17 protein-coding genes are annotated in these 19,271 nt (G+C 70.2%); 4 read left to right on the forward strand and 13 right to left on the reverse strand.

Annotated features, from left to right (window positions below):
* Nucleotides 1–4 precede the first annotated feature (4 nt).
* Nucleotides 5–1,048 carry a PP2C family protein-serine/threonine phosphatase gene (locus tag ACFYZZ_RS26815; RefSeq protein WP_389180751.1) on the reverse strand — a complete coding sequence of 348 codons (1,044 nt, stop codon included), beginning with the start codon at nucleotides 1,046–1,048 and terminating at the stop codon, nucleotides 5–7.
* 304 nt (nucleotides 1,049–1,352) lie between these two features.
* Between ACFYZZ_RS26815 and ACFYZZ_RS26820 the strand changes: the two genes are divergently transcribed.
* Nucleotides 1,353–2,426, forward strand: coding sequence for a fatty acid desaturase family protein (locus tag ACFYZZ_RS26820; RefSeq protein WP_389180754.1), 1,074 nt, complete (start codon nucleotides 1,353–1,355; stop codon nucleotides 2,424–2,426).
* A gap of 77 nt (nucleotides 2,427–2,503) precedes the next feature.
* On the opposite strand, the gene ACFYZZ_RS26825 is transcribed toward ACFYZZ_RS26820, so the two are convergent.
* The 3 genes from ACFYZZ_RS26825 to ACFYZZ_RS26835 all read right to left on the reverse strand — a co-directional run bounded on the left by ACFYZZ_RS26825 (nucleotide 2,504) and on the right by ACFYZZ_RS26835 (nucleotide 7,452).
* Nucleotides 2,504–3,463, reverse strand: coding sequence for a chitinase (locus ACFYZZ_RS26825; protein ID WP_389180756.1), 960 nt, complete (start codon nucleotides 3,461–3,463; stop codon nucleotides 2,504–2,506).
* A 372-nt stretch (nucleotides 3,464–3,835) separates the two neighbouring features.
* Nucleotides 3,836–4,924, reverse strand: coding sequence for a sugar ABC transporter substrate-binding protein (locus ACFYZZ_RS26830; RefSeq protein WP_389180759.1), 1,089 nt, complete (start codon nucleotides 4,922–4,924; stop codon nucleotides 3,836–3,838).
* Nucleotides 4,921–7,452 carry a SpoIIE family protein phosphatase gene (locus ACFYZZ_RS26835; protein ID WP_389180762.1) on the reverse strand — a complete coding sequence of 844 codons (2,532 nt, stop codon included), beginning with the start codon at nucleotides 7,450–7,452 and terminating at the stop codon, nucleotides 4,921–4,923. The genes ACFYZZ_RS26830 and ACFYZZ_RS26835 overlap by 4 nt, the downstream gene beginning before the upstream one ends.
* 189 nt (nucleotides 7,453–7,641) lie before the next feature.
* Here ACFYZZ_RS26835 and ACFYZZ_RS26840 point away from each other — a divergent pair, with 189 nt between their 5' ends.
* Genes ACFYZZ_RS26840 through ACFYZZ_RS26850 form a run of 3 tightly spaced genes read left to right on the forward strand, consistent with a single transcriptional unit; the run spans nucleotide 7,642 to nucleotide 10,824 of the window.
* Nucleotides 7,642–8,730, forward strand: coding sequence for a substrate-binding domain-containing protein (locus ACFYZZ_RS26840; protein WP_389180765.1), 1,089 nt, complete (start codon nucleotides 7,642–7,644; stop codon nucleotides 8,728–8,730).
* Between the two features lie 40 nt (nucleotides 8,731–8,770).
* Nucleotides 8,771–9,553, forward strand: a complete 783-nt coding sequence (locus tag ACFYZZ_RS26845) for an ATP-binding cassette domain-containing protein (RefSeq protein WP_389180768.1) — start codon at nucleotides 8,771–8,773, stop codon at nucleotides 9,551–9,553.
* Nucleotides 9,554–9,558: 5 nt separating this feature from the next.
* Nucleotides 9,559–10,824: a sugar ABC transporter permease gene (locus ACFYZZ_RS26850; RefSeq protein WP_389180771.1), complete on the forward strand. Its 1,266-nt coding sequence runs from the start codon at nucleotides 9,559–9,561 to the stop codon at nucleotides 10,822–10,824.
* Between the two features lie 42 nt (nucleotides 10,825–10,866).
* Here the strand turns inward: ACFYZZ_RS26850 and ACFYZZ_RS26855 are convergent, their stop codons facing one another.
* From ACFYZZ_RS26855 to ACFYZZ_RS26895, 9 genes are all read right to left on the reverse strand, one after another.
* On the reverse strand, nucleotides 10,867–12,513 hold the full coding sequence (locus tag ACFYZZ_RS26855) for an APC family permease (RefSeq protein ID WP_389180774.1): 1,647 nt from the start codon (nucleotides 12,511–12,513) through the stop codon (nucleotides 10,867–10,869).
* A 108-nt stretch (nucleotides 12,514–12,621) separates the two neighbouring features.
* The gene (locus ACFYZZ_RS26860; RefSeq protein WP_389180777.1) at nucleotides 12,622–13,578 is read right to left on the reverse strand and encodes a hypothetical protein; all 957 of its coding nucleotides are present in this window, start codon (nucleotides 13,576–13,578) and stop codon (nucleotides 12,622–12,624) included.
* A 92-nt stretch (nucleotides 13,579–13,670) separates the two neighbouring features.
* The gene (locus ACFYZZ_RS26865; RefSeq protein WP_389180780.1) at nucleotides 13,671–14,429 is read right to left on the reverse strand and encodes a PIG-L family deacetylase; all 759 of its coding nucleotides are present in this window, start codon (nucleotides 14,427–14,429) and stop codon (nucleotides 13,671–13,673) included.
* Nucleotides 14,386–14,814 carry a hypothetical protein gene (locus tag ACFYZZ_RS26870; protein ID WP_389180783.1) on the reverse strand — a complete coding sequence of 143 codons (429 nt, stop codon included), beginning with the start codon at nucleotides 14,812–14,814 and terminating at the stop codon, nucleotides 14,386–14,388. Before ACFYZZ_RS26870 ends, ACFYZZ_RS26865 begins: the two co-directional genes overlap by 44 nt.
* Nucleotides 14,811–15,041, reverse strand: a complete 231-nt coding sequence (locus ACFYZZ_RS26875) for a hypothetical protein (RefSeq protein WP_389180786.1) — start codon at nucleotides 15,039–15,041, stop codon at nucleotides 14,811–14,813. Before ACFYZZ_RS26875 ends, ACFYZZ_RS26870 begins: the two co-directional genes overlap by 4 nt.
* Nucleotides 15,042–15,272: 231 nt before the next feature.
* On the reverse strand, nucleotides 15,273–15,884 hold the full coding sequence (locus ACFYZZ_RS26880) for a TetR/AcrR family transcriptional regulator (RefSeq protein WP_389180789.1): 612 nt from the start codon (nucleotides 15,882–15,884) through the stop codon (nucleotides 15,273–15,275).
* Between the two features lie 47 nt (nucleotides 15,885–15,931).
* Nucleotides 15,932–16,831, reverse strand: a complete 900-nt coding sequence (locus ACFYZZ_RS26885) for a 3-hydroxybutyryl-CoA dehydrogenase (RefSeq protein WP_389180792.1) — start codon at nucleotides 16,829–16,831, stop codon at nucleotides 15,932–15,934.
* 36 nt (nucleotides 16,832–16,867) lie between these two features.
* Nucleotides 16,868–18,040: an acyl-CoA dehydrogenase family protein gene (locus tag ACFYZZ_RS26890; protein WP_389180795.1), complete on the reverse strand. Its 1,173-nt coding sequence runs from the start codon at nucleotides 18,038–18,040 to the stop codon at nucleotides 16,868–16,870.
* A gap of 39 nt (nucleotides 18,041–18,079) precedes the next feature.
* On the reverse strand, nucleotides 18,080–19,252 hold the full coding sequence (locus tag ACFYZZ_RS26895; protein WP_389180797.1) for an acyl-CoA dehydrogenase family protein: 1,173 nt from the start codon (nucleotides 19,250–19,252) through the stop codon (nucleotides 18,080–18,082).
* Nucleotides 19,253–19,271: the final 19 nt, after the last annotated feature.

Raw genomic sequence — 19,271 nt, forward strand, 5'->3', positions numbered from 1 at the left:
GGCTCTAGGCGGGCCGCTCGTCACCCGGTGGGGTCCGGCAGCGTATGGCGAGAGCCGCGATGTCGTCGTCGAGGCGTCCGCCGCTGTAGTGGAGCAGGTCCCGGTGAAGCCGGTCCAGCAGCTCACGGGGCGGCGCCGGGCCGAGCTGCCGCATCCACTCCGGCAGGGGGAAGAACGTGCCGTCGCGGTCCCTGGTCTCCGTTACGCCGTCCGTGTAGAGAAGCAACTGGTCGCCGTCGCAGAAGTTGACGGTGTCAACGATGTAGTGGTCCCCGAGGAGCGTCGCGAGGTTGAGGGGCGGCGAGGGCATGCTGGACTCGAGGACGCGGATCTTCCCGTTCTGCACGAGCAGGGGTGGCGGGTGCCCGCAGTTGAGAATTCTGACCTGCCCACCGCCGTTCGGGATCTCGGCGATCAGTGCGGTGGCGAAGTGCTCGGGCTGGTCCGGGGCGGGGATGGCAAGGCTGTGCCGGGCGATGCTGGTTTCCAGGCGACGGATGATGCTCCTCAGGTCGGGTTGGTCGTACGCGTTCTCCCGGAAGCAGTTGATCACTGCCGAGGCCGCTCCCACCGCTTGGAGTCCCTTGCCGCGCACGTCGCCGATGAGGAGCCGGACCCCGTACGGGGTGTCGGCCGCCTCGTAGAAGTCGCCGCCGATCCGGGCCTGCTCCTGGGCGGCCAGATAGAGCGACTCGATCTCGACGTCCTGGATGCGGCGCGGCAGCGGGCGGAGCAGCACTTTCTGGGCTGCGTCGGCGACGAGCCGGACCTGGAAGAGCATCTCCTCGCGCTCGAGTCGTAGATGGCTGGCGTATGCGGCCGCCAAGGTGACCGCGACGATCGCGGCACCCGTGTACGGCGTCCCCAGGTCGGAGTAGACGAGGCTGAGTCCGATCATGACCAGCAGGCAGAACGCCCCCAGCAGGATCGTCGGCACTACGGTCCACAGCGCGGCCGCGAGGGCGGGTGCTGCGGGCAGGAGGCGGCTGAAGGCGATCTCCCTCGGTGTGGCGAAGGCCAGGCCGCTGATGAGGAGGGTCAGGATCACCGGTGACAGCATCACGGGATCCCGTCGGCCGCCGAGTGGAGGGCGACGCTGGAGCCATCCCGACCTGATCACAAAATGCATCTTAACGGGATGTTACGGACAGCACGCCATGTAGAGGTACACACCCGCGGTCAGCAGTCGGTGATCAGCCGCTCGAAGCGGCAAGAGCCAGTCGCAGCGGCAGGAGCCAGGCTGCCGGCGCGCACGGGGGAAAACCCCCGGAGGTCACGTGGGGCAGCCCTCGTATCCACCGGGTGGCTGGCAGGCTTCTTCGGGGCGGTGGGCCGTCCCCAGAATTTTCGGCATGACGTTTTCCCCTGATGCCTCCGTGGCGACCCGGGCCTCCGACGCGTGTGCGGGCACGCCCGCCCCCGGCGCCGGCAGCGACTTCGCGAGACTGTCCCAGCGCGTGAGCGAGGCCGGGCTGCTGAAGCGGCGCCCCGGTTACTACACGGTACGGCTCGGTCTCGTGGTCGGGCTGTTCGCCGCGGGCTGGGGAGCCTTCTTCGCGCTCGGCGACACCTGGTGGCAGCTGGCCGTGGCCACCTTTCTGGCCGTGATGTTCGGGCAGGTCGCCCTGGTGGCGCACGACCTGGCCCACCGGCAGGTCTTCCGGCGGCGCCGGCACAGCGAGATCTGGGGACGGCTGTTCGGCAACCTCGGCATAGGTATGAGCTACGGCTGGTGGATGAACAAGCACACCCGCCACCACGCCAATCCCAATCATGAGGAGCTGGACCCCGACGTCGCCCCGGACATCCTGGTGTGGTCCACCGAGCAAGCCCGCGCCAGCAGTGGCCTGGCCCGTGTCCTCGGTGGCCACCAGGCGCTGCTGTTCTTCCCGCTGCTGACCCTGGAGGGCTTCAATCTGCACGTCGCGAGCCTGCGGGCGCTGCGCTCGCCGTCCATGAGGAACCGGCTGGTCGAGGCCGCTTTGCTTGTGCTGCACATCGCGGGTCTGCTCACCGTCCTGTTCCTGGTGCTCTCACCGGGGAAGGCGGTGGCGTTCCTCGCCGTGAACCAGTGCCTGTTCGGCGTCTACCTGGGCTGCACCTTCGCCCCCAATCACAAGGGCATGCCCACGATCACCGGTGCGCAGCGGCTCGACTTCCTGCGCCGCCAGGTGCTGACGTCCCGCAACGTGCGCGGCGGTTGGCTCACCGACGTGATGCTGGGTGGGCTCAACTACCAGATCGAGCACCATCTGTTCCCGAGCATGCCCACGGTCCACCTGCGCCGGGCCCAGGTGATCGTGCGGGATTACTGCGCGGAGATCGGGGTGCCGTACCACGAGACGGGGCTGATCCAGTCGTACCGCGAGGCCCTGGCACACATGCACCGGGTGGGAGAACCGATCCGGCAGCAGCGCAGGGCGTGATCGCGCCGGCTCGGTGCCCCCGGTCATGAACCCGGGGGCACCGAGCCGATCGGGCCGGCTCGATCGGCGGCTTCGGCTCAGTCGTCAGTGGGCGTGTGGGCGTGGTGGCCCCGTGTGAACGGCTCGAAGGTGTGGCTGAACTGCCAGGTGTCCTGGGCGATTCCGGAGCAGGAGTTGGCGCCGCCGGTGCCGACGCAGCCTCCGTTGTCGCGCTGGAGGGCCCAGAAGGAGAGGGTGTCGATCCCCTTGGCCTCGGCCCACTTCTCGACCGTGGCCGCGTTCTGCGTGGTGAAGGTCTCCTCGGGGCCGTAGTCGTCGATGCCGGGCATCTCGGTGACGCCGATCGTGCCCCACAGCTTCGCCGGGCTCTTCTTCGGGTGGAGGGCGGCCAGTTGGCCGTACAGGCCGGCGGCGGCGCTCTTGGTGTCGGCCGCCATGTCGTGGGCGGCGCCGTCGTAGTAGTCGAACGTCATGATGTTCACGACGTCCACCCGGGCGCGGTTGTCGACGGCGTTCTGCAGCAGGGCCACGCCGCTGGGCGCGAGGCCGGTGGTCGTCGTCGGCAGGGTGTAGGAGAACTGCAGGCTGTGGCCGGTACGTTCGGCCCAGCGCTCGGCCTTGGCGACGGCCTTGTTGCGGCGGTCGACGCCGGCGGCGTTGGTGATGGAGTCGGCCTCCACGTCGAGGTCGATGCGGGTGATGCCGTAGGTCGTGACGAGGTTCTCGTACACCGCGGCGATGGCGTCGACGCTGGTGCAGCTGTCGGCGAGTTCGGTGCCGGTGGTGTCGGCGCCGTAGCCGCCGAAGGAGGGGATGACGTTGCCGCCGCGGGCCTGGATCGCGGCGATGTCGCCGCCGAAGACCGACGGGGAGATCGGCTGGGTGGTGTCGCCGTTCCAGTACGTCGCGCACGAGCCCGCGGCGGGCGTCTGGAGGAAGGCCATCGTGAGGTACTTGTTGCCGGACTGCGCGGCGAGCGCCGCCGGGCTCTCACCGGTCCACGCCTCGAAGTACGGGGCCGCCACGTGTGCGGGCATGGGCCTGGCGGGGTGCCGGGACAGCTGCGACGAGGCGTGTGCGCCGCCTCCCCCGAGGGCAACCAGCGTGGCCGACAAGGCAGTTACGGTCACGCTGGACAGCAGCGCGTGGACAGGACCGGTTCGTCGCATTGACGCTCCCATGGCGAAATGAGCAGACGGGGACAGCGGGAAGACCGCGAGGACAGATGTGCGTGAGGTCGAACCGGGTCCATAGTTGGACTAGACCAATTAACTGTCAAGGTTCTTTACAATTAACTGACCAAGTCGGGGCGGGTGAACACCGGGTGCGTGTGGGGCAGTTCGCCGGTTCGCCGATGCGCGCGCGGCGCCGTGAGCACCGTCAGATGCGGGACGAAGCCGTGGGAGTGGTCAGTCCGCTGCTTCCAGGCCGGCCTTCTCGCAGGCGCGGCGGAGCGCCCGGGTGCAGAGCTGCTCGACGGTGTAGACGCGGTCCTTGAGGAGCGTTCGCCGGATGTCGGCGGCTGTCACTGCCCTGGGAGTGAGCAGGACGGTCGGGATGTTCTTGGTGGTGGGGCTGTTGATCGTGGTCATGGCGATGTCGCGCACGCTCTCGCCGCGCCCGAGGGCGACGGCCATGGCGGCGACCGCGGCGGCTTCCGCCGCGAAGGGCTTGTAGACCGTCATGACCTGTTCGCCCTTGATGATGCGACGTACGGCGTCGAGGTCGGCGTCCTGGCCGGTGACGGGAGGAAGTTTCCGCACCTGGGCGCCCTTGAGAGCGAAGATGACACCGGCCGCGATGGCGTCGTTGGCCGCCAGGACGCCGTCGATCCGCCCCGGGCCCAGGGCTGCGATGGCGGCGGACATGTTGGTGTGGGCGTTGTCCGTGCTCCAGCCCGGGGTGTCGTACGACCGGCGGATGTTCACCTTGCCGGTGAGGACGGACAGCGCCCCCTTCCTGAACCATGCCGCGTTCGGGTTGGTCGGATCGCCGTTCATCATGACGACGTTGCCGCCGTTCGCCCTGTCGCCCATGGCCTTGAGGAGTGCCTCGGCCTGGAGTTTGCCGACCTGTGCACCGTCGAAACTGACGTAGCCCGAGATCGGGCCCTCGGCGAGCCGGTCGTAGGCGACGACCGGGACGCCCGCCGCGTGCGCCTGCTGGATCGAGGAGCGGAGGGCCTTGGTGTCCGTGGCGTCGAGGATCAGGACCCTGACCCCCTTCGTGACCATGGAGGTCACCTGTTGCTGCTGTCTCGTCACGTCGTTGTCCGCGTTGGCGTACTCCAGGCCGCACCGGGGACACAGATCCTTCAGCCGCTTCTCGATCAGCGGTTTGTCGAAGTGCTCCCAGCGGGGCAGTGTCCGGCTCGGGAGCAGCAGCCCGACGGTGAAACTGTCCGCGCCCGTCCTGTCGTTGCCCGCGCAGGAGGCCGCGGGCATCACCAGGAGGCCCGCGACGAGTGCCGTCACGACGTGCCGGGTACGGGCCCTCATGGCAGCCCCTCCTGGTCCGTCCAGAGCCCCGGGCCCGGGCGGTCCGGATCGGGTGGCGGTACGACGATCTCGCTCCACACCTGCTTGCCGCTGGCGACCGGCATGGAGCCGAAGGACTCCGACATCGCCTCCACCAGCATCAGGCCCCGGCCGCCGGTCGACTCCCAGTCCACGATCACCGGTTTGGCGGGCGCGCGTGGGGAGGAGTCGCTCACGCAGACCCGTACCCGGTCCCCGCGGAGCGTCAGGTCGACGTGGACCGGCCCCTGGGTGTGCACCAGGGCGTTGGTGACGAGTTCGGAGACGACCAGCAGCACCGAGTCGGCGACGTGCTCGATGCGCCAGCGGCGCAGCGTGCGCGCGGTGAAACGGCGGGCGTGCATGACGGCGTCCGGCAGCCGCCACACCGCCCAGCCGGCCCGTATCGGCAGGGTCTTCATGCCGTCGTAGCGCAGCAGCAACAGCGCCACGTCGTCCTCGCGGCGGCCGACGTCACCGAGCAGTTCGTCGGCCACCCGGCCCGGGTCCGAGGGGTCGGCTGTGGCGAGCGCGGTGCGCGTGCGCTGCATGCCCTCGTCCAGGGGCAGGTCGGCGGCCTCGACCAGACCGTCGGTGACCAGGGCGAGCAGGGTGCCGGGGGCCAGTGCGACCGATGTCATGGGGAACTCCGCCTCCGCGGAGATGCCCAGCGGGAGCGCGCCCTCGACCTGCACCTCCTCGGTGCTGCCGTCGGGATGCCGTACCAGCGGTGCGAGATGTCCGGCGCGGACGAACAGGGTGTTGCCCTGCTCCATGTCCAGTTCGGCGTAGCAGCAGGTGGCGAACAGGTCGGTCTCCATGCCGACGAGGAGTCGGTTGGCGTGGGAGACGACCACGTCGGGTGGGTGACCCTCCACCGCGTACGCCCTGACCGCGGTACGCATCTGGCCCATGATCGTCGCCGCTCCGGCGCTGTGTCCCTGCACGTCTCCGATGACCAGTGCCACCCGGTCCTCGGAGAGGGCGATGACGTCGTACCAGTCGCCGCCCACCTGCAACCCGCGCCGGGCCGGCAGATAGCGGGCGACGGCCGTCCCGCCGGACAGTTCGGGCAGGCGCCGGGGCAGCAGGCTGCGCTGCAGCATCGTGGCGAGTTCCTGCTCGGCGTCGTGTGCGTGGGCACGTGTGAGGGCCTGACCGACCAGCGCCGCGGTCGCCGTCAGCAGGGAGCGTTCCTCGGGGACGAACTCGTGCGGCCGGTCCCAGCCGATCAGGCACAGTCCGGCGGGGCGGCCCTTGGCGGGCAGCGGCAGGACGGCGAGACCTCCGGGGCCGATGCCGTTGAGTCCGGGTTCGAGGGCGGTGCCGGCCGGCCACAGGTCCATGCGTCCGTCCCGCAGTGCCAGCCGCAGGGTGGGCAGGGCGCTGACCGGTGCGTCGGGCCACTGCGAGCGCCACTCGGAGCGCCACGCCTCGGGCCAGGCGGCGGGCTCCGGCGGGTCGAGCACGGTGACCATGAGCCGGTCGTCCTGCAGCTCGGCGAGCGCGACCCGGTCGGCGCCGAGCGGCTCCCGGAGCGCGGTGACCACCACCTGGCTGACGTCGGCGACCGTGGTGGCGTCGTCGAGTGCGGCGGTCAGCCACTGGATCCTGGAGACGTCGTCGGTGCTCCTGGGCAGGACCGAGGTCGCCGTCACCACACCCAGCACCTGGTCGGGCCGGTCGTCGGTGCCGGCGATCACCCGGCAGCTCATGCTCAGCCAGCGCATCTCGCCGGTGGGGCGGCGGACCCGGAACTCCAGCACCCGGCTGCCGAGCGCGTGCGCGGAGGGCTCCAGGACCGACATCAGTGCGTGCATGTCCTCCGGGAGGGTGTGGGCGAGCAGGGTGTCCGCCTTGCCGTCGAACTCGTCCGGCGTGATGCCGACCAGTTCGAGGAGGGTCTCGTCCGCCTCGACCAGGCCGGTGTCCGGCACCAGGGCGAACGAGCCCACGCGCAGCCACCGCAGTGCGGGACCCAGCGGCGGCGACGGCGCGGTGCCCCCGGCCGTCGCCTGGAGCAGGCCGGCGACCGCGTCGGCGTACCCCTCCAGGAAGCGCTGCTGCTCGGGCTCGAAGCCGTCCGCGCACGTGCCCACGGCGACGAGGCAGCCGAGACGCCGGCCCTCCGCGCGCAGCGGCAGTGCGCCCAGCGACGTCTGCGCGTGCGGCGGAGTCGGGCCGCCCTCGGAGAAGGAGGCGAGTGCCGTGGGATTCAGCCACAGCGGACGGCCGGTGCGGAAGGCCTGGGCCGCGGGTGAGCCACCGGACAGGAGCAGGCGCTCGGGCAGCCCGTACTCGGCGGCGGCGCGACCGGCGGTCTCCATCAGTCGCAGCTCTTCCGTCCCGGAGCCGAGCACGTAGACCGCTGCCAGCGCCGCTCCGGCGAACGTCAGTACGCGCGCACTCGCGGCGGCCTCGGGCACCGGCGGCGGGCCGGTACCGGCGGGGTCGGCGTCGGATGCCCGCAGCTGTGCGACACCGGCCCGGGCACTGCCGTCCTGAGGCATGTCCGCACCCACCTCCCGTCCAGGCCGAGGTGCCGACAGGGTGCGATGAGGGCCTTACACCAGAATCGCATATGCGGACCAACCGGACAGGTCGACGGGGTGGTGGCCGGGTTCGCAGATCACTGCGGCCGGTGTCACACTGACGACGTGGTCGTCCTCCCGGCCAGCCGGTTCAGAGAGGTCTCTCCGATGAAGACCTTCATGGGGAACGCGGCCATGGCGATGGCCGTTGTCTCGGCGGTGGTCGCCGTCGCGGCCTGCGGAACGGAGGCCGGGAACGCCTCCGCCGGGGGGAACTCGCCGACGATCGGTGTGCTGCTGCCGGACGCCACCACCGCTCGCTGGGAGACCCAGGACAGGCCCCTGCTCGAAAAGACGATCAAGGACCTGTGCCACGGCTGTGTGATCGAGCACGCCAACGCCAAGAACGACGTGGCCCTCCAGCAGGAACAGATGGACTCGATGATCACCGAGGGGGTCGACGCCATCCTGCTCGTGCCCGTGGACGCCAGGTCGATGCGCCCCACGGTCCAGAAGGCACATCAGGCCGGCATCCCGGTCATCGCCTACGACCGGCTCGCCGAGGGCCCGATCTCGGGATACGTCTCCTTCGACGGGAAGGAGGTCGGCAGGCTCCAGGCCCGATCGCTGCTGCAGGCCATGGGCGACAAGGCGGACGGCGGCCAGATCGTCATGATGAACGGCGATCTCGCCGACCCCAACGCAGTGGCGTTCAAGGAGGGCGCACTGTCCGTGCTCCGAGGGAAGGTGAAGATCGGCAAGTCGTACGACACGACCCAGTGGCGGCCGGAGGCAGCCAACATGAACATGAACGGCGCCATCGCCGCACTCGGCGCCGAGAACATCCAGGGGGTCTACTCCGCCAACGACGGCCTCGCCGGCGGGATCATCTCCGCGCTCAAGGCGAACAAGGTCCGCCCACTGCCCCCCGTCACCGGCCAGGACGCCGAACTTGCCGCCGTGCGCCGCATCGTCAACGGTGATCAGTACCAGACGGTCTACAAGCCGTTCACACCCGAGGCCTCCGCCGCCGCCGCCATGGCCGTGGCCGCGGCCCGCGGCGAGAGCCTCGACCGGATCGCCACGACGAAGGTGAGGACCCGCAGCGGGGAAGAGGTGCCGGCCGTCATGCTCACCCCGGTGTCCGTGACCGCCTCCAACATCAAGAGCACCCTGGTGAAGGACGGCGTGTACTCGGTCCGGCAGATCTGCACCCCCCGGCTCGCGGCCGCCTGCGACAGGGCCGGGCTGACCTGACAGCGCGGTTGCCCGACCGCGGCCGTGCCCCGGGAAGGAGATGGTTCTCGTGCCGGCTCCCCCGCTGCTGGCGCTGCACGGCGTGTGCAAGCGCTTCGGTGTCGTCGACGTCCTGACGGACATCGAGCTGGAGATCCACGCCGGCCAGGTCCTCGCTCTCCTGGGCGACAACGGGGCCGGCAAGTCCACCCTGGTCAAAGTGATCTCCGGCGTCGCCCCCGCGGACAAGGGCACCATCGAGTGGGAGGGCCGCCCCGTCACCATCAGGCGTCCCCATGACGCCCGCGCCCTCGGCATCGCCACCGTCTACCAGGACCTGGCGCTCTGCGGCAACCTCGACGTGGTCGGCAATCTCTTCCTCGGCCGGGAGATCCGCAGGTTCGGGTTCCTCGACGAGGTGGAGATGGAGCGCCGCAGCAGACGCCTGCTGGAGCGGCTGACCCGGGGCATCCCCGATCTGCGCGGCCCCGTCGTCTCCCTGTCCAGCGGCCAGCGGCAGACCGTCGCCATCGCGCGCTCCCTCCTCGGTGAGCCGCGGGTCCTGCTGCTGGACGAACCGACCGCGGCGCTGGGAATCGAGCAGACGGCCGAGGTCCTGGACCTCGTCGACCGGCTGCGCGACCGCGGTCTGGGCGTGCTGCTCATCAGCCACAACCTGGGAGACGTCAAAGCCCTCGCGGACCGGGCCGCCGTGCTGCGGCTGGGCCGCAACAACGGGTTCTACGACGTGAACACCGCGTCCCAGGAACAGATCATCTCCTCCATCACCGGTGCCACGGAAAACGTGCCCCGCCGGATGGCTCACCAGGAGTCGGGGTGGTGAAAGGGATGCACGACATGGCGGACCACACGCGAACCGAATCCTCCGCACCCACCACCGAGGCCCCCCGGCGCATGCGGGCGGTCACCCGGGCCCTGGAGCGCGGGACCGCCGTCTTCCGCCACAAGCTGCGCGCCGGCGAAGTGGGCTCGTTCCCCGTCATCCTCGTCCTCGCCTTGGTCTGGATCATCTTCCAGTCCCTCAACCAGAACTTCCTCTCCCCCCGGAACCTGTCCAATCTGAGCGTGGACATCGTGGGTACGGGCATGATCGCGGTCGGCATCGTCTTCGTGCTGCTTCTCGGTGAACTCGACCTGTCGGTCGGCTCGATCAGCGGCCTCGCGGCGGCGGTCTTCGCCGTCCTGAACGTGAACCAGGGCGTGCCGGAATGGCTGGCGCTCATCATCGCGCTGCTCTCCGGGACCCTGGCGGGAACCATCCAGGGCTTCTCCTTCGCCAAGATCCGGGTCCCGGCGTTCGTCGTCACCCTCGCCGGGCTGCTGACCTGGAACGGCGTCATGCTCGCCGTCCTCGGGACGAGCGGCACCGTCAACCTCGACGAGAACGGACTCGTCGCCAAGCTGACCAGCCACTACTTCACCAACCACGCCGCCGCCTACGGTCTGGCGGCCGTCGGCACGGGCATGGTCTTCCTCGGGTCCTACCTGGACCGACGGCGCCGCAAGGCCGTCGGCATGCCGTACCGCTCGTTCCGGGGCATCGCTGTACGTACGGCGGTTCTCGCGGTGATCACCTTCGCCGCCGCCTACGTGCTCAACCAGTTCCAGGGTCTGCCACTCGCCCTCCTGATCTTCCTCGTGGTGGTGGCCGGCCTCGACATCCTGCTCCGCCGCACGCATTACGGACGGCAGGTCTACGCCCTGGGCGGCGGTGTCGAAGCGGCCCGCCGGGCCAGTCTCAGCGTGCTGCTGGTGCAGACCGCGGTGCTCGCCGTCTCCGGCACCATGGCCGCGCTGGGCGGCCTGTTCCTGGCCTCGCGCATCACCTCGGTGAGCCAGGGTTCAGGCTCGGGGGTGCTGTTGCTCAACGCCATCGCGGCCGCCGTGATCGGCGGCACCAGCCTGTTCGGAGGGCGCGGTACGACGTGGTCCGCGGTGCTCGGCATCCTGGTCATCCAGTCGATCGCGTCGGGCATGGCGCTCACGGACACCCCCACCGCCGTCCAGCTCGTGATCACGGGCGGGGTGCTGTTCGCCGCGGTGGTCATCGACTCGCTGTCGCGGCGCTCGCAGGAGGCACACGGACGGGCTTGACGCGTGCGGTGGCGGACCGTCAGAGCCTTCGGTGGCGGACGGTCAGAGGATGGTCTCCTCCTCCGGGACGACGACCTCGTCGACCATGCGCTGGATCTTCTCGGTCGGCAGGGCGACCGCCAGGGCCCAGTAGTAGATGAGGAGGCTGAACGCGGCGACGACGCCGATGTCCCACCAGAGCGGGAACCAGGGGTGCTTGAGGGGCCCGAAGTCGCTGAGGTAGACGATGAGGCCCATGCCGACGAGGTAGACCGGCAGCCACTGCGCGGCGTGCAGGTCGAGCTGGGGCGTGATCGGGTTCATCTTGAACACGCGGTTGGCGATCAGGATGACGTAGCCGATGAGGATGGCGACGCCGAGCTTCCAGTCGGTCTCCCACCCGGACCACAGGATCAGCAGGTTGGCCACGACGAAGGCCAGCGGCGACATCCAGCTGCCGCCGGGCAGCCGGTAGGGGCGGTGGGCGCCCGGCAGACGGTTGCGGAACACGCCGAAGGACAGCGGGGCACCGGCGTACATGAGCACGCTGGCGCTGGTGATCAGCCCGACCAGGGAGCGCCAGCTCGGGAAGGGCAGGAAGCAGATGCAGCCGATCACGAACGCGGTGATCAGGCCGACCCACGGGACGCCGCGCCGGTTCGTGGTCTCGAACACGGTGGGCACGTAGCCATTGCGGCTGAGGCCGTACGAGACCCGGGAGGAGCCGGTGATGTAGATCAGACCGGTACCGGCGGGCGAGACCACGGCGTCCAGGTAGAGGACCGTAGCCAGCCAGCCGAGGCCGATGAGCGTCGCGACCTGGGCGAACGGTCCGCTCAGGGCGGTGAACGCGGAGGTGGCCCAGTGGCTGCCGATCTGGGACGCGGGCAGAGCGGCGAGGAAGGCCACCTGCAGGAGGATGTAGATGATGATGCCGAGGACGATGGATCCGATCACGGCCCGCGGGATGTCCCGCTTGGGGTTGGCGCTCTCGCCGGCGAGCTGGTCGGCCTGCTCGAAGCCGAGCAGCGCGAAGATGATGCCGCTGGTGGAAACGGCGGACAGGATGCCCTTGGCCCCGTAGGGGCCGAATCCCTCGGCCGCGGTGAAGTTGCTGGTGTGGAACTGGGCGACGGCCAACACGAAGATCGTCACCAGCGGGACGCCGACCTTCCACCAGGTGGCCGCGCTGTTGGTGCGGGCCAGCAGACGGATGCTCAGGAAGTTGATGGCCGTGATGACCGCCATCAGACCGACCGCGACGGCGATGCCCGTCGGGGTCAGGACGTGCTCGCCGCCCTGGATCTTCTCCCAGCCGCTCGCCCAGGAGTAGTGCTGGGCGTACGTGATCATCGCCAGCACCTCGATGGGTGCCACGGTGGCCGCCTGCAGCCAGGAGAACCAGCCGAAGGAGGCCCCGGCGGCCCCGCCGAAGGCGTAGTGCGGGAAGCGGGCGGTGCCGCCGGAGACCGGATACATGCCGCCGAGTTCGGCGTGCACCAGCGCCAGGATCAGGATGGCGACGCCGCCGATGGCCCAGGAGATGATCGCCGCGGGCCCGGCCGCCGCCAGTGCCGTCTGAGCACCGAACAGCCACCCGGATCCGATGATCGACCCCTCCGAGGCCCAGATGAGCCCGACGAAGCCGATCTCGCGGCGCAACCCCGGGTGGTGGGTTCCTGAGGCAGGTGCCCTTTCCGATGTGGCCATGCCCCACACCCCCTCAGTAGGTGATGCTCACCACCATCGTGCCACGGTGTGGCCCAACCGGCGGTCGGGTTGCGGCGCCGAGGACTTGGGGGTGCGGCGGGCGTCGGATCACTGCCCGGCGGTGGCCCTCCGCTGAGCCTGGTCGAACTCCGTCAGAGGGTCGCCGCCGGCCTGCCAGGGCCACCCGGTGACGGTGCCGCCGAGGGCCTCGAACACCGGACGGGCATCGTGGCGCCGGTCGGCGGCCATCAGCGCGTAGGCCAGGACGTTGAGGTCGGCCAGAGCCTTGGCATGGCGCAGGAATCCCGGCTGCACCCAGGTCCGGGCCACGCGGTCGAGTGCCTGGGCGGCCATCGCCTGCGACCAGTGGTTGCGCGCCACCAGTGCTTCGAATCCACCCCGGCCGAGGACGGACTGGTACTGCAGGACCTGGGCGGTGAGTTCCGTGACCGCGCAGGGCGCGTTGGCCGGCATGCGGGCGCACAGGGCGTCCACGAAGTCCAGGACCTGGATACGGGAGCCCGCCTCCTCCGGGGTGAGATAGCCCAGCATGCTCAGGTAGGCCTCGCGGTTCCAGCGATCGCGCGCGAGTACCTCGTTCCACACGCCGAACACCTGGGGCTGCTCCCAGCGTTGCAGGCGGGCCAACCCCAGGAGCACCACCCAGGGAGTGGGGTCCTCGGGGGCGATGTCGGCGGCACGGAGACAGGCGTCCGTGGCGTCGCCCGTGTCCTCCGGGCGCCCCTGCGCGCGGGCACGCGCCAGCTGGGTCCACGCGTGCAGCACGAGCGCGCTCGCGTTGCGTGGCTCGCGCGTGGCCCAGGACCGCGGCAGATGCGAGTCGGCCAGGAAGTCCGCCAGGGTGCCCAGGCGGTGCGTCCGGCGGTCCCAGTCTCCCGGCTCCTGGTCCAGGAGCCGGGAGATCTGCGCCGCGCACAGGTCCGTCGTCGCGATCGTTCCGGTCCTCGTGGTCGCCAGCAGGGACTTCAGCAACCTGCCCAGGTCCTGGTCGTCGAGTTCCGGGGCGAGGCGTGCCCGCTTGCGGCGACTTGAAAGAAAAGCCATGTCGGGAGGCTAGAGGCGGCCCGGAATAACGCAAGGTTTCAGCCAAGATCGTTATGGATTACACGAATCACCAGGGTCACCCCGTACGCGACTCAGACGGTCAGTTCCGTCCGGGCGGCCGGCGCGGAGTCGAGGCTGTGCCGGATGTACCACTCGGTACAGAAGAGCCGCTCTTGAGCCTCCTGGGAAAGGCCGGCGATCAGGCCGGGTACGGCTCCCCGTTCCACCTCGGTGCGATGAGCCAGTACGGCGGCGATCTTCTGTTCCATCCAGGGACCGACGTCGACGGTCGCGGTGACCCGTTCATCCGGAACGCTGTACACGGCCTTGTGCACTCCCACCACATCCCTCAGCGCCGGCACGGCGGAGTGCGGGTGCGTGGCCAGGTAGAGGGCACGCGGCTGCCAGGGGGCACCCGCATCGGGGTAGAGCTGCTCAAGTCCGGCCGCCTGGGCCGCGAGCACGGCCACCCGGTGAGTGTGCACGTGGTCCGGATGGCCGGTCAGCCCACCGTACGCGTCATGGGTGACCATGATCTCCGGACGGAAGTCCCGGATGTGCGTCACCAACCGCCCCACCGCCTCGTCGAGCGGCGCATCGCAGAACCGCGCACCACCCGGGGCCGACTGAGGCACGCGCGCATCGGCGTACCCGAGCATGCGTGGTGCCCCGGCCCCGAGGATGCGCAGCGCATCGGCCAGCTCCGCGGCACGCGGGGTGTCGGCCGCCCAGGTCGCCGTGACAACACCGACGCGCGCACCCGCGGCCGCGTGACGGGCGAGAACTCCCCCGGCGAACAACGACTCGTCATCCGGATGAGCGAAGACCGCGAGCAGGCTCGGCATGGGCATGGAGACCGCCTTCCGGTGAGGGGGCTGGATCGTAGACCAGGGGGCGGGGCGGCCTGAGGTCGACCGGCGGGGTGCTGCCGGGGGCGTCGGTGCAGTGTCGACGTGCCGTTGTGCCGCTGTGCCGATGTGTGGATGTGTGGATATAACTCTCCGTCGCGACGGGCCCGTCCGAGCTCGCCTCGACCGCATGCCCCCGCTTCCACGCCATCAGCACCCGCTCGCCGCCGTCCGCGTTCTCGGCGAGCCGGATGACCACCTTCTCGTCGCTGCCGTACAGCCCGACCCAGTCGCGCCAGGTGCGGCGGGCGGTCGCGCCGTCGGCCCACTCCCCCGTGACCATCGGGCCGCCGGCCACGAACTGGAGGCAAACCAGGTGCATCGTCATGGCAGCGGCTCCAGGGCGCGAGCCCGGCGGCGCAGCTCCACCCGTGCCGCCGGCGTTCCGGCCGGGCCGGACCAGTACGGATGCCACAGCAGCCGCCCGGACAGTGCCAGCAAGCGGCGGCGCAGGGCGGTGGGGTGCAGTGGGTGCGGCGCGGCGAGTGCTGCGTACGTGCGGTGCCAGTCCGCCTGGAGCTGCAGGAGGTCGGACGGGAAGGGGGCGTGCTCCATATCTTCAATTAGGTCACATGTTCGATTTCTGAGCCAAGCCGACACGGGGGTCCTGTGCGGTCTGCAGGCCGCGCCGGCACCACCAGCAGGTGTTGTAGGCGAAGGTGAACGGCGAATCCCCCGGCATCCACATGGAGTCCCTCCGCAGCCCGGTGGCGTTCGCCGCCGCGCTGCGGACGCCGGCGACCCGGATGCACACCGGCGGGGGCCGGGTGCCCGAGCTGTGGGAGGTCAGTCCGCCGGTATCGAGTCCGGCAGGCCCAGCGCCGCGGACACCTGACGCCAGATGGCCGTGAGGGCGCTGTCCAGGGTGACCGTCGGGTCGCGGAGCATGAGGCGGATGCCGTAGCCGTCGCTCAGGGACAGGACGAGTGTGCTGAGGTCGTCCACATCGGTCGGTGTGAACTCGCCGGACGCGATGCCGCGTCGTACCGCGTCGGCCACCCAGGTGTGCAGCTGCGCGTACAGGTCGACCGCGAAGGTCCGGGTGGTCTCGTCGCGCAGGGCCCTGGCCCACAGTTCCTGCCACAGCCGCCAGTCCTGGCGCAGTTCGGGATCGGTCGGCAGCAGGTTGCGCAGGACGCGGGCCAGGATGACGGCCGCCGGCGCCGTGTCCGCGTCGCGGTCGACGTCGAGGGCGGTGTTGGCGAAGGAGTGGGTCATCGCCTCGGTGAACAGCTTCTCGCGCGTGTCGAAGTGGTAGTGCAGCAGCGCCGTGGACACACCGGCCCGCTCGGCGACCATGCGCATGCGGATCTTCTCGAAGCCGATCTCAGCGATGACCTCGCACGCCGCGGTCAGGATGCGCTCGCGTGTGTCTGCCGTGCGCACCTTCGTGGACACCCTGCGGCTCCCCTCGTTCGGTGGTCGTACGCCCTGGCCATTTTCCCTCACCGCTGCCTCGCCGGTGTCGCGGCCCCACGCTGTTGTTCTTCGTACACGTGGAAGCCCCGCCCGGACTTCCGTCCCAGCAGGCCGGCCTCCACCATCCGGGAGAGCAGCGGTGGGGGTGAGTACTGCGGCTCGCGGAACTCGGCGTACAGGGACTCGGCGATGGCGCGAGTGGTGTCCAGGCCGATCAGGTCCGTCAGGGCCAGCGGGCCGAGCGGGTGCGCGCAGCCGAGGACCATCCCGCGGTCGATGTCCTCGGCCGTCGCGCTGCCCGACTCCAGCATGCGGACGGCCGCGAGGAGGTACGGGACGAGCAGCGCGTTGACGACGAATCCGGCCTTGTCCCGGGTCCGGACCACCTCCTTGCCAAGGGTGCCGGTCACGAAGTCCTCGGCCCGTGCCGTGGTGGTGGGCGAGGTCAGCAGCGACGGAACGAGTTCGACGAGCCGCAGGACCGGTACAGGGTTGAAGAAGTGCACGCCGACGACGCGGTCGGGGCGGCTGGTCACGGTGGCGAGCCGGATGACCGGGATGGAGGAGGTGTTGGTCGCGAGGATGGTGTGGTCGCCGTTGATCACGGAGTCGAGGCGGGTGAAGACGTCGAGTTTGAGGCTCTCATCCTCCGGCACCGCCTCGATCACCAGGTCGTGGTCGTGCAGGGCTTCTATCTGGTCGACCACGGTGATCAGGGCCGCCGCGGCCTCGCGTCGTTCGGCGTCGAGCCTGCCGTGTGCGACGGCCCGGTCGAGCGAGCGGGTGATGCGCAGCAGGCCCGCACGGGCCGCCTGCGTGTCGCGTTCCACGATCGTCACCGGCACGTCGGCGCGAGCGCAGACCTCTGCTATGCCGGCGCCCATCAGGCCGCAGCCGACGACCCCCACTCGCTCGATCTCGGTCATCCGTCTTCCTCTCCGATCTGTGCCGACGTACGGGTGTCAGGCGACGGGCAGGTCCAGAACCCCCGTGCCCCGCCTGATGAGTTCGTTGGCGATGATCAGCCGCTGGATCTCGGAGGTGCCCTCCCAGATGCGGTCCACGCGCAGCTCGCGGTAGAGCCGCTCGACGGGGTACGAGCGGTCGTACCCGCGGCCGCCGTGGATCTGCAGGCAGCGGTCGATCACGCGGCCCGAGGCCTCGCTCGCCGCGAGCTTGGCGATGGCGGCCTTGGCGTGCAGCGTCTTGCGGTCCTCGGCCGAGGCCTGGTCGATCTCCCAGGCGACCTGGTGGGTGTAGGCGCGGTTGACGGCGATGTCGACGGCACAGTCGGCGAGCATGCCCTGGATCAGCTGGTACGACGCGATCGGCGCCCCGAACTGCTCCCGCTCCACCGCCCAGTCACGCGACAGCTCCAGGGCCCGCTCGGCCGCGCCGGTCGTGCGGGCCGCGATCATGAGGCGCTCCTCGGTGAACCAGGAGCGGGTGATGTCGTAGCCCTCGCCGATGCCACCGAGGACGGCGTCCTCGCCCACCTGGACGTCGGTGAAGGTGAACTCGGGGTGCTCGTAGACGAAGGTGTGCATGAAGCGGGGCACCCGTGTCATCTCGATGCCGGGGGTGTCCTTGTCGACGAGGAACAGGGTGGGCGCGCGGTCCGGGCCCGCCGCGGCGAGCACGATCATGAAGTCGGCGTGGTCGCCGACGGTCACGAACCACTTCTCGCCGTTGAGCACCCATCCGTGGTCGTTCTTCGTGGCCGTGGTGGCCAGGTTCTGCGGGTCCGAGCCCGCGCCGGGCTCGGTGACGGCGTAGCAGTCGCGCCGCTCGCCCCTGATCACCGGGACGAGGAAGCGCTCGCGCTGCTCGGGGGTGCAGAACCTGAGGGCGTTGGCGGGGCGCCACACCATGTCCCACAGGGCGCCGGTGAGCCGGCCCAGTTCCTCCTGCACGGTGACCTGCTCGGCGATGGTGAGTCCAGCGCCGCCCCACTCGGCCGGCATGTTCACGGCCTGGAGTCCGGCGTCGAGGACCGCGTCGCGGATCTTGGCGTGGGCGCTCGCGGGGAGGCCGTTGTCCTCCTCGCACTGGAGCTCGTAGGCGGCGATGACGTCGGTGAGGGCGCGCGCGTCGGCCTTCAGCTGAGCCTGGCGCGGGGTGAGGCGGAAGTCCATGGAAGTCCTCGCTGTGGGGTGATCGGGGGCGGGCGGATTTCAGTGCGTGGGCAGGGCCAGGGCGCGCGTGCCGCGTTTGATCAGCTCGTTGGCGATGATCAGCCGCTGGATCTCGGAGGTGCCCTCCCAGATCCGGTCGACGCGCAGCTCGCGGTACATGCGCTCGACGGCGTAGGAGCGGTCGTAGCCGCGGCCGCCGAAGATCTGCAGACAGCGGTCGGCGACCCGGCCGGCGGCCTCGCTGGCGGCGAGCTTGGCGGTGGAGGCCTTGGCGTGCAGCGTCTTGCGGTCGGTGTGCGGCTGGTCGGCTTCCCAGGCCACCTGGTGGGTGTAGGCCCGGTTGACGGCGATGTCGACGGCGCAGTCGGCGAGCATGCCCTGGATCAGCTGGTACGACGCGATCGGCGCCCCGAACTGCTCGCGCTCCACGGCCCAGTCACGGGCGAGTTGCAGGGCCCGCTCGGCGGCGCCGACGGTGCGTGCCGCGATCATCAGGCGTTCGTCGGTGAACCACTCCTTGGTCAGCTCGTAGCCGTTGCCGACGCCGCCGAGGACGTCCTCGTCGGCCACGAAGACGTCGGTGAACGTGAACTCGGGGTGCCCGTTGACCGCGGAGTGCATGAAGCGCGGGACGCGTGTCATCTCGACTCCGGGCGCGGCCTTGTCCACGAAGAACAACGTGGGCTGCCGCTCGGGGCCGGCATCCGCCTGCACCAGCAGGAAGTCGGCGATGTCGCCGCAGGTGACGAACCACTTCTCCCCGTTGAGCAGCCAGCCGCCGTCAGTACGGGTGGCCGTGGAGGTGCCGGCGGACGGGTCCGAGCCCGCGCCCGGCTCGGTGACGGCGAACGCGTCGAACTTCTCCGCGCGGATCACCGGCAGCAGGTACTTCTCGCGCTGCCGCTCGTCGCCGTACGCCAGGACGTTGGCGGGCCGCCAGGGGATGTCCCAGAGGCAGTTGGTGACCTTGCCGAACTCCTCCTCGACGATGACCTGGTCGAGGAGGCTGAGGCCGGCGCCACCCCACTCGGCGGGCATGTTGATGGCGTAGACACCAGCGTCCATGGCGGCGCGGGTCAGTTCGGTGACGAGCTGCTGCGGCAGGGGTCCGCCGGCCTGCTCGGACTGGTCCTCGTAGCGCATGAGCAGGCGCGCGTACTCGGCGGCGCGGCGCTTGAGGTCTGCCTGTTCGGGGGTGTAGCGCATGTCCATGGGAGCCTCTTCGGTCGGC

Origin of the sequence: Streptomyces sp. NPDC001816 (assembly GCF_042892235.1) — a bacterium.
Taxonomy (GTDB): domain Bacteria; phylum Actinomycetota; class Actinomycetes; order Streptomycetales; family Streptomycetaceae; genus Streptomyces.